Origin of the sequence: Psychrobacter okhotskensis (assembly GCF_013248965.1) — a bacterium.
Taxonomy (GTDB): domain Bacteria; phylum Pseudomonadota; class Gammaproteobacteria; order Pseudomonadales; family Moraxellaceae; genus Psychrobacter; species Psychrobacter okhotskensis.
The window spans coordinates 1-10,434 of record NZ_JABRVQ010000041.1 but is presented as its reverse complement, the minus strand read 5'-3'; the positions used below and the strand labels follow the sequence as shown (position 1 = coordinate 10,434).

The following is a 10,434-nucleotide window of genomic DNA, read 5'->3' as shown; positions in this document are numbered from 1 at the left end:
GAAATGGGCTCAGGTGAAGTTTCTACGCCAAGGCTGGATGGAAAACGACTTATCCAAATTGTTTTATGATGTTTGTCCTAACCATAACAATTTTATTTTGAGCTGACTATACTAACCATATTGAAGAATTTTATATAGAAAAAGGCTAAGTTTGCTTAATAGCGTTTAGCCTTTTTTATGGCGTTCAATACTTACATCCTTACTTACTTTTTATTTTTGTAAACCCTCTTTTTATAAAATCCTTTTTTATAAAAGCGCTTTCTATTCGCTTCATTATCATGCGCCTTATACTCCTCTGTTAAAAAAATTAGGTCGTATTCTCATTTTAAAATGATGAGAAAAATGAGATAAATCGCAGTCAAACAAGGAAAATAGCGCAGATACTATTGAGATATTGACCAGTTATTTGACACATTTTGGGGAAATTTAATCATTTTTAGACCATTCAGCCAATTTCGTTCAGATTGAGTACACACTTTAACCTTGCAAAATTTAACACAGTATTTAGCTATAATTAAATACGAGAAGTCGAAAAAACGGTATATTAACGCTACTATCAAAAATTAATAAAGGTTTATCAGGAGGTAAGTGATGATTGGTTTACGACAGTATCTGAACAGAACTTTATTGGTCACGCTTACTTTAGCGCTGCTTTCGCTATCTGGTTGCTCACAGCCGCAAACTGACCCCACTAAGCAGACCATACCGACCAACTCTGACCAATGGCAGCAGAAGCTGGGCAAAACCTTTGCACAGCTTCCTGAGAGCGACAGGCAAGTTCTTAGCCGCTATATGCTACGGATGAAGCTCAGTGGTGCATACGAGTCTGGTGCGATGCCGCGTATCACCATCAAGCAAGCCTTGGTACAACAGCGCGAATACGAGCGCCTACACCCTAACAATCCAACGGGTAAAAAAAGCCCAATTGTGACCAGTCAAAAAGCGGAAAGTGCGAATATCCAAAATTATCCAATCGCCCTACTACCCGTCAAGACCAGTGATAGCGATAGCTTAAACCAAGTAAAACTACAGTTTATGCTGTCGAACCATGGCACTGTGCCTATTAAAAGCTTTCAAGGGACGCTGATGATGCAAGACGCCAAACTGACTCAAGGTAAGAAGTTCAATGTACCGCTGACGAAGTTTGCGCCGTCTATTGAGCCCGAGCAGTCCGGCAAGATTATTATCGAAAGTAGCATTGAAGATATCAATGTCATGCGGGCGATTAGAAATGCACAAGACGTGACCATAAATATTAATGAGGGTACGCTGATATTGGCAGATGGACAGCAAGTTGAGTTTGATGAGTTGCTAGCAAAATAAGCGATTGATTGTTAAGTTTATAAAAGTCGTTGTGTTAATGGCATAAAAAAAGCCCCAATCAATACTGATTGGGGCTTTTCGAATTTGGCGGAGACGGAGAGATTCGAACTCTCGAAGGGCTATGAACCCTTGTCGGTTTTCAAGACCGGTGCATTCAACCGCTCTGCCACGTCTCCATTTGTGCATCATTATAGCGATATGAAATAAGAATGCAAGCGGTTCATATTAAAAAAATGAAATTAATTTGAAGATGTTTTTAAATCAATGACTTATCATTTGTCCTAAGCTCTTTATTCAGCTATTTACTCGAAGCTAAATGCAAGCACATATCTAGCAGCCTGTTGGCATAGCCCCATTCGTTGTCGTACCACGCAAAAACCTTATACTGCTCGCCCACTTGCATCAACTGCTGACCATCAATGATGAGCGACTCAGGCTGATGTATAAAGTCACTTGATACCAATGGCTCATCGGTATAGGTCATTATATCGAGCAAACGACCTTTGCTTGCCGCTTTAAGCACGTCACGAACCGCCTCTATACTCACGTCAGGTGTATCAAAAACGAATGCCACATCAATGGCTGCAACATCAATAGTTGGTACGCGTATTGAATGTCCATTTATTTTACCAACCATCGCTGGCAACACCCGTTCTGTCGCAGCGATACTACTAGAAGTAGTTGGGATAATATTATGACCGGACGCACGCGCGCGCCTTGGATCGCGATGGGCTTGATCCAGCACCGTCTGGTCAGCTGTGACCGCATGGATCTCAGTCATCATCGCTGACTTGACGCCAAACACTTTATCAAGGGTATCAATCAGCGGCACCAACGCCTGCGTGGTACAAGAGACGCTCGATATAATCGGCAGCTCACGCGTGAGCTCCTCGGTATTAACGCCCATGACGATACAAGCATCGACATCATCAAAGGGTGCAGCACTGATAATGACTTGCTTGGCGCCAGCTTCGATGTGCAATTGCGCTTGCGCGTAAGAGCGAAAATGACCCGTACACTCAAGCACGATATCAACCCCCAGTTCCTGCCAAGGTAGCTTTTTTGGATCAGGTTCTGAGAGCATGTTAATACAATAGGTATGATTGTTTTTTGTCAGGCAAAGCTGACTTTTACTATTATCATCAACTGCCCCAGTTCCAGCTACAATTTCAGCACTAACGCCCAGTCGACTTAAACGACCATGGGTACTGTCAAATTTTAATAAATGCAATAAAATATCGGCGGCGGCTAAGTCATTAATCGCGACCACATGAATGGCTCGACCCAACACTTCAAAGCGCTCTAGCAATGCACGCAATATATTACGCCCTATACGACCAAAGCCGTTAATAGCGACTCTAAGTGGCTGCGTATGCTCACTGGTGGCATAAAACGTCGCTGCTACAGCAGGATCAGAAGTTAATTGATAAGTAGCGCTAGAAAAATCAGGCATAAAAAGGCATCGCTATAATAAGGGTATATAAAAGGGCGCGACTATGAAACCAAACCAACAAGCTATAAAATCTGCCGTTTAAGCAGCGCTTTTATGGTTGGCTAAAAGCTCTGGTACGTTTAGCAAGCACTAAGGCGTGATAAAGATCAAAGCTAGACGAATGGTATTGTAATCAATACTCTGCTTAAGATGGTCAAATATTGGACGCAGTTTGATACTGCCATCATCATTAAAGTCGTTCGGATTATTAGCGACTTTAATCGCCACATAAGCATTACCTACCGCTGTCATCACCTCGGCATCGGGACGCAGATGATCACAGGCGAGGCTTGGGTCTTGCGACTTCAATTCACCGATATGGCGCATAATGGTCGATTGCGACAACTGACGCGCTTGCGAGATTTCCGCAATGGACAAACTCTCTTCTAATAAGATTCGGGTCGCTAGCAAGGTGCTTTCTGACTTATCAGAGATTTGATTGCCCAGCTTCTGTTTTTTATCTATTTGCGCTTGCTGTTGCTCGCGGCGCTTCTTCTGCAAATTGGCATAAGCATCAATCACTGACTTACTTAGCGTACCGCCCGATTTTAAAATAAACTTCTCATGTGCCTGCGTCATGCTCTCTTCATCAAGCATCGCATAATTGGCATCAGCCTCATCAGATAATGCTAAAAAGCGTTTGTCAGCACCGCGTGCCAATGGATCAAGCTGCAAGCTCATGTCATTCATACCAAGCAGCTGTAGACCTGCCAACGATTTTAGCCGTGATAAGGCCACATAGCCTTGTCCTAGCTCAAAGGTGCGCGATAAGTCAATCTCTGCCGCATCAAGGGTCATGCCTTGTGACTTATGAATGGTAATTGCCCATGCCAAACACAACGGTACTTGCTCATAGCTTGCCAGCACATCACCAGTCTCATCTTCAATCATCCACTCTTCTGGTTCAGCGATAATCTCACGACCAGAATTTAGCCTGACCACAGGCATTTTTTGCGTCGTTGTTTTTTTGTCTTTTGTCTGCTTTTTATCACTGTCTTTCTCTTTTTTTGCAGCGCCTTTTTTACTTTTAGCAGCATCTTCATCACTGTCAGTACTGGTGTCATCGTCTGTAATTAAAGCTTCGCTGCTGTCTTTGCTATCATCAATCTTAACAGCGGCAAAGCCTATCAACTCACCCATGGTGCCATTAGAGACGCCAAGCTCGGTATTGTTTTTGATAAACATCACCTTAGCACCAACTTTGAGAATAAGCTCATCTTGAGTACGAACCGTCTTTTTAAGGGTTTCGACCAGCTTACTGTCACCAGTGGACGTAGCCTCAAAGCGCATCATTTCGCCCTCTAACGCCGCAAGCTCTTTATCATTAATTTTATTGACGTTGAGATTGTGCGTATAAAGACGCGTACGTTTGATATCGACATTTTGATCAAAGGTGGCCTCTAGCGCCGCAATCGCTTCAAAGGTCACTTCTTGACGACGAATTTGATTGAGAATATCGTCCAAATCAAGTCCGCCATTCGCCGCTTCGCTCACTTGACGATGTTGCTCAGATAAGTAGCAAATATGAAACTTGGCATCGAGCCAAGCTTCCGACATAAAGGCAAATTTCTCACGATTGCTCTCACCTTTACTACCGATAGGCGGTAACTGAAAAAAGTCCCCTGCTACGACGACTTGAATACCACCAAAGGCTTTATCATTCTTACGTACATGTTTAAGGACTTGGCTGACCAAATTGATCTGCTTGGCATGCAGCATGGATATCTCATCGATAATTAGTACTGCCGTGTCTTTTAATCTATCCGCTAAGAATTGTTTGCGTGATAGATTGGTCAAGTCGCGATCCGTTAGCTCATCTTTGATGCCGATACCCGACCAACTATGAATGGTTGTGCCGTTCATATGTGTCGCCGCGATACCCGTGCTCGCGGTGACGGCAACAGGTACACGGCGCGCGCGTAGATAGTCAATATATTGGTTGAGAGTATAGGTCTTACCTGAACCTGCTGAGCCCGTCAAAAATACATTTTGACCCGTTTTTAAGATATCAAGAGCAGAAGATTGACGCATATATCTAAACCAATTTAGTTAATAGTAATAAGAAAAAGAGCTTAAGCACAAATTATGAGGGACAAGCTGCCCACAATTATAACAGCTACGCCAGTTTTGCGAACCACTTTAACCCGTCAAGCTTACATAACCTAAAGTTATATGATACGAAATATATCATTATAAAAAGTCATTATCGCTCAAAGCCAAAGCTCAGTACGATAGAGTCATAGCTTGGTCAGGAAGGCCAGGTATGTTTATCCATATAACTATAGTACACAACAAGGAATCGTTCATGTTATACGCTTATCCCAATACTGAAAAAAGCCCCGTTCAATTCCGCAAAAAATATGACAACTTTATCAATGGTGAGTGGGTCGCGCCAATCGATGGCGAATACTTTGATAACTCAAGTCCAATCGATGGTAAAGTTTTTTGTCAGGTCGCACGCTCAAAAGAGGCTGATATTGAAAAAGCCCTTGATGCCGCTCATGCCGCCAAAGACGCATGGGGCAAAACCAGTGTCACTGAACGCGCTAATCTATTGTTAAAAATCGCTGATAAGATGGAAGCCAATTTAGAGGCTATCGCTATTGCTGAATGCTATGAAAACGGTAAGCCCGTACGCGAAACCTTGGCTGCCGACATTCCACTAGCTGTCGATCACTTTCGCTATTTTGCCAGTGCTATTCGCGCTCAAGAAGGTGGTATCAGCCAAATCGATGATGACACGGTCGCCTATCACTTCCATGAGCCACTTGGCGTCGTCGGTCAAATTATCCCATGGAACTTTCCTATCCTAATGGCAGTTTGGAAACTTGCCCCTGCCCTTGCTGCTGGTAACTGCGTTGTACTCAAACCTGCTGAGCAAACGCCAGCTTCTATTTTATTCATGCTAGAAACCATCGGTATCGCTGATATATTGCCAAAAGGCGTACTTAACGTCGTCAATGGCTTTGGTGTTGAAGCTGGTAAGCCTCTAGCATCTAACCCACGTATTAATAAAGTGGCCTTCACTGGCGAGACCACCACTGGTCGTCTCATCATGCAGTACGCCAGTGAAAACATCATTCCAGTAACGCTAGAGCTTGGTGGTAAGAGTCCAAATATTTTCTTTGCCGATATCATGGATGAAGACGACGATTTCTTGGACAAAGCAGTTGAAGGTCTAGTGATGTTTGCACTAAACCAAGGCGAAGTTTGTACTTGCCCATCGCGTGCTCTGGTTCATGAAAGCATTTATGATGAGTTTATTAAACGCTGTATCGCCCGTGTCGAAGCGATCAAAATGGGCAACCCATTAGATACCGATACCATGATTGGTGCGCAAGCTAGCTCAGATCAGTTAGAGAAAATCCTCTCTTATCTTGATATCGGTAAAAAAGAAGGCGCCAAAGTATTGGTTGGCGGCGAACGAGCCAAACATGAAGGAGATTTGGGAGATGGCTACTATGTGCAGCCGACTATCTTTGAGGGTACCAATGACATGCGCGTGTTCCAAGAAGAAATCTTTGGACCTGTACTCGCCGTCACAACCTTTAAAGACGACGAAGAAGCCATGAGCATTGCCAATGATACATTATATGGTCTAGGCGCTGGCATCTGGACACGTAGTGTACATAAGGCTTATCGTTTCGGACGTGGCATCCAAGCTGGTCGCGTATGGACCAACTGCTATCACATCTATCCATCGCATTCTGCATTCGGTGGTTATAAACAGTCTGGTATCGGCCGTGAGAACCATTTGATGATGCTGGATCATTATCAACAAACCAAAAATATGCTGGTGTCTTACGATCCTAAAAAAATGGGGTTCTTTTAAGCCAACGTTCGAAGCACTTTGCAATCGAGGTTGCAAAGTGTGTTAGGTATATTCACAGATTATTTTTATGCAACAACTCTAACAAGGAAGAATTATATGAGTAATAAAATGAAAGCCGCCGTATTACATGAGTTTAACCAACCATTACAGATCGAAGAAGTTGATATTCCAACGCCAGGCGCTGGTGAGATTGTCGTCAAGATGCAAGCATCTGGTGTCTGTCATACTGACTTGCATGCTATCGAAGGCGATTGGCCTGTAAAACCTAGCCCACCATTTATCCCTGGACATGAAGGCGTTGGCCTGATTACTGCCGTTGGTGAAGGTGTTACCCATGTAAAAGAAGGTGACCGTGTCGGTGTACCTTGGCTCTACTCTGCTTGTGGTCACTGTACCCATTGTTTAGGTGGCTGGGAAACCTTGTGCGAGCGTCAACAAAACGCAGGCTATTCAGTCAATGGCAGCTTTTCAGAATACGTACTGGCCAATGCCAACTATGTCGGTATCATCCCTGAAAGTGTTGACTCGATTGAAATTGCACCCGTTTTATGTGCAGGCGTCACCGTGTACAAAGGTCTTAAAATGACCGACACCAAGCCTGGTGATTGGGTTGTTATTTCTGGTATCGGTGGTCTCGGTCATATGGCCGTACAATACGCCATTGCGATGGGACTCAACGTTGCGGCAGTCGATATCGATGACGAAAAGCTCGCATTTGCCAAAAAACTAGGCGCGACCATTACCGTCAATGCTAAAAATACAGATCCTGGTACTTACTTAAAAGAAGAAATTGGCGGTGCTCATGGCGTGTTAGTAACAGCCGTATCTGCTATCGCGTTCGATCAAGCGTTGAGCATGGTCAGACGTGGTGGCACGGTGGTCTTTAACGGCTTACCAACTGGTGACTTCCCTGTTTCTATCTTTGATACGGTGCTCAACGGTATTACCATTCGCGGCTCTATCGTCGGTACGCGTCTCGACTTACAAGAGTCGTTGGACATGGCAGCAGCAGGTAAAGTAAAAGCCACTGTTAGCGCTGAGCCGTTGGAAAACATCAACGATATATTTGAACGTATGCGTAACGGCAAAATCGAAGGTCGCATTGTGATTGACTACAGTATGTAGTTATAGTTGATTCAGTTTAAAAGAGAGTCAAGGCAACCGAGCGCAGATGTATATGTGATACCTCAAGTGAGGTTAACGCTGTAACTCTTTTATAGAGGATTGACTATATTGCTTGTGAGATTCTGACATTGTCTTAATGCTTCACACATTTAATCACAAACCATCAGTCGTATCGTCTTCATTCACATGCTATAAATGATGTGAGTGAAAACGATACGGCTTTTTATATTCTCATACAGTATGACACTTATACTTAATAAGACGCTCATAGCTAATGAGACGTTTTCTACAATTACATTCTATATGATAAGGAAATCATCATGAAAGTCAAAGCGACAGAGTCCTGCATAGACTTAATCGAACTACTGAAATCCAAGCACGGTGAGCTGATGTTTCATCAATCTGGTGGCTGCTGTGATGGTAGCTCCCCCATGTGTTATCCGCTAGGTGAGTTTAAGGTAGGCGGCCAAGATGTATTGGTCGGTGAGATTGCTGGCTGTCCATTCTATATGGGCAAAGCGCAGTACAAATTATGGCAAAATACGGATTTGACCATTGATGTGGTTGACGGGCGTGGCGCCAGCTTTTCGCTAGAAATTCCTGAAGGCAAACGCTTTATTGTACGTTCAGAAATTTGCTCAATATAAATGGCTGTTAGAGCGTACCCTTATTTCGAAATGGTGATAAATACTGCTAAATATCCTCAAAAAACCTATCAATAGGCTCCTATAGATAGTCTATTTTCTCTATCTACACGCTCTAGTCATTTTTATTTTATTATTCTGGCAAAATAATAGATATTGTAAAGAGTAGCTTACTTTGAAAAGCTCGTTTTGATTAGCATGGATGCTACAAGGAATAGAACATGGAAGTCGACGCAAAATTTGATTATGTCATCGTTGGTGGCGGTTCAGCAGGCTGTGTACTTGCCAGCCGTCTCACAGAAAACCCAGACATTAGTGTTTGTTTATTAGAATATGGCGGCGATGGTAAAGACCTCGCGGTACGCGTACCTGCTGGCTTAATTCTTTTGGTACCAGGTAAACCTCTCAAATTAAATAACTGGTGTTTTCACACCACTCCTCAAACGCATTTAAACGATCGACGCGGCTTCCAACCACGTGGACAATGTTTGGGTGGCTCATCGGCCATCAATGCTATGATTTACACCCGTGGTAGTGCGCTAGACTATGAACGCTGGGTTGAGCAAGGTTGTAAAGGTTGGGGGTTTGAAGATGTACTGCCCTACTTTATCAAAGCAGAAAACAATGTACACGGTGCCGATAAACTACACGGTGACAGCGGACCGCTGCATGTTAGTGACTTACTCAGTCCGCGCGATATCTCCAAAGCATTTGTAGAAGCGGCCGTTGCCAATGGTCTTGATCACAACTCAGATTTTAATGGTGAAAAGCAAGACGGCGCAGGATTGTATCAAGTCACCCATTTTCATGGCGAAAAACAAGGTCAACGCTGCTCTGCGGCAGCGGCTTATCTACATCCAGTACAAAACCGATCAAATCTGACCGTCATCACCCACGCCCAAGCCAACCGCGTCATTTTTGAAGGCAAACAAGCCGTTGGTGTCGCTTATGAAAAAGATGGCGTCGAGCATGCGGTTATGGCACACCAAGAGGTCATACTATCAGGCGGTGCTTTTGGCTCCCCTAAAGTCTTAATGTTATCAGGCATTGGTCCTGCTGAGCATTTGCAGGCGCACGGTATTGAGGTCGTGGTCGATGCCCCTGAAGTCGGTGGCAATCTACAAGATCATCTGGATGTAGTTTTTGATTATGAAGTGAATACCAAAGATGTCATTGGGGTTGGCTTGGCGACTATTTCGACCTTAACCAAGAGCATACGCCAATGGAGAAAGGATGGCACTGGCCTATTGTCTACTAACTATGCAGAAGCGGGCGCGTTTTTTAGCGTCGGTGATGATCCAAAAGAATGGCCAAATACCCAATTGCACTTTGTGATCTCGCGCGTGATTAACCATGGCCGTGATATCAAACGTGGCTTCGCTGTCTCTTGTCACACCTGCTACCTACGTCCTGAGAGTCGCGGTACGGTCAGGCTGGACTCTGCCAATCCCTCAGATGCGGTATTGATTGATCCAAACTATCTATCACACCCTAAAGATGTAGAGTACATGGTAGCAGGCGCTGAGCGTACGCGCGCCATCATGCAAGAATCTCCAATGGCCGAATATATTACCGAAGACTACCCTGCCCCCTATATCGAAAAAGATGGCATGCTTGGCTATATTCGCAATAAGTCAGATACCATTTACCATCCGGTGGGCACTTGCCGCATGGGGTCAGATAATAACTCCGTAGTCGATTTAGAATTAAAAGTGCGCGGCGTCAGCGGATTACGCGTGATTGATGCGTCGGTCATGCCAACGTTGATTAGCGCCAATACCAATGCACCAACGATTATGATTGCTGAAAAAATGGCCGATCTTATCAAAGCCAAACATGAAAACGTTGAGCAAGCTGTTTCATAAGAGACAGAAGAAGGATGAGCACCTTATTACGGGTGCTCTTTTTTAATACTTAGATTAACACATGAAGTGCAATACCAAATATGAGGTGAAAAAAAGACCTAGATGCGCTAGCATCAAAGTCTTTATCCACCGACCAAAGTGAGATTGCAACCA

Annotated in this window: 7 protein-coding genes and 1 tRNA gene; 5 read left to right on the top strand and 3 right to left on the bottom strand. The window is 44.0% G+C overall.

Annotated features, from left to right (window positions below):
- The first annotated feature begins 591 nt into the window (after positions 1 to 591).
- Positions 592 to 1,323, top strand: coding sequence for a hypothetical protein (locus HQR03_RS13590; protein ID WP_217271608.1), 732 nt, complete (start codon positions 592 to 594; stop codon positions 1,321 to 1,323).
- Positions 1,324 to 1,408: 85 nt separating this feature from the next.
- Here the strand turns inward: HQR03_RS13590 and HQR03_RS13585 are convergent.
- The 3 genes from HQR03_RS13585 to HQR03_RS13575 form a co-directional block, all read right to left on the bottom strand.
- Positions 1,409 to 1,499, bottom strand: a tRNA-Ser gene (locus HQR03_RS13585).
- A 122-nt stretch (positions 1,500 to 1,621) separates the two neighbouring features.
- Positions 1,622 to 2,776, bottom strand: a complete 1,155-nt coding sequence (locus HQR03_RS13580) for a type I glyceraldehyde-3-phosphate dehydrogenase (RefSeq protein ID WP_173240515.1) — start codon at positions 2,774 to 2,776, stop codon at positions 1,622 to 1,624.
- Between the two features lie 129 nt (positions 2,777 to 2,905).
- Complete coding sequence (locus tag HQR03_RS13575) at positions 2,906 to 4,846, bottom strand: AAA family ATPase (RefSeq protein WP_173240513.1); 1,941 nt, start codon at positions 4,844 to 4,846, stop codon at positions 2,906 to 2,908.
- A gap of 274 nt (positions 4,847 to 5,120) precedes the next feature.
- On the opposite strand from HQR03_RS13575, the gene exaC reads away from it, so the two are divergent.
- The 4 genes from exaC (at position 5,121) to HQR03_RS13555 (ending at position 10,281) form a co-directional block, all read left to right on the top strand.
- On the top strand, positions 5,121 to 6,647 hold the full coding sequence (exaC, locus tag HQR03_RS13570; RefSeq protein WP_173240511.1) for an acetaldehyde dehydrogenase ExaC: 1,527 nt from the start codon (positions 5,121 to 5,123) through the stop codon (positions 6,645 to 6,647).
- A gap of 96 nt (positions 6,648 to 6,743) precedes the next feature.
- Complete coding sequence (gene adhP, locus HQR03_RS13565) at positions 6,744 to 7,772, top strand: alcohol dehydrogenase AdhP (protein WP_173240509.1); 1,029 nt, start codon at positions 6,744 to 6,746, stop codon at positions 7,770 to 7,772.
- Between the two features lie 320 nt (positions 7,773 to 8,092).
- The gene (locus HQR03_RS13560; RefSeq protein ID WP_173240507.1) at positions 8,093 to 8,419 is read left to right on the top strand and encodes a DUF779 domain-containing protein; all 327 of its coding nucleotides are present in this window, start codon (positions 8,093 to 8,095) and stop codon (positions 8,417 to 8,419) included.
- Positions 8,420 to 8,637: 218 nt separating this feature from the next.
- Positions 8,638 to 10,281 carry a GMC family oxidoreductase gene (locus tag HQR03_RS13555; protein WP_173240505.1) on the top strand — a complete coding sequence of 548 codons (1,644 nt, stop codon included), beginning with the start codon at positions 8,638 to 8,640 and terminating at the stop codon, positions 10,279 to 10,281.
- Positions 10,282 to 10,434: the final 153 nt, after the last annotated feature.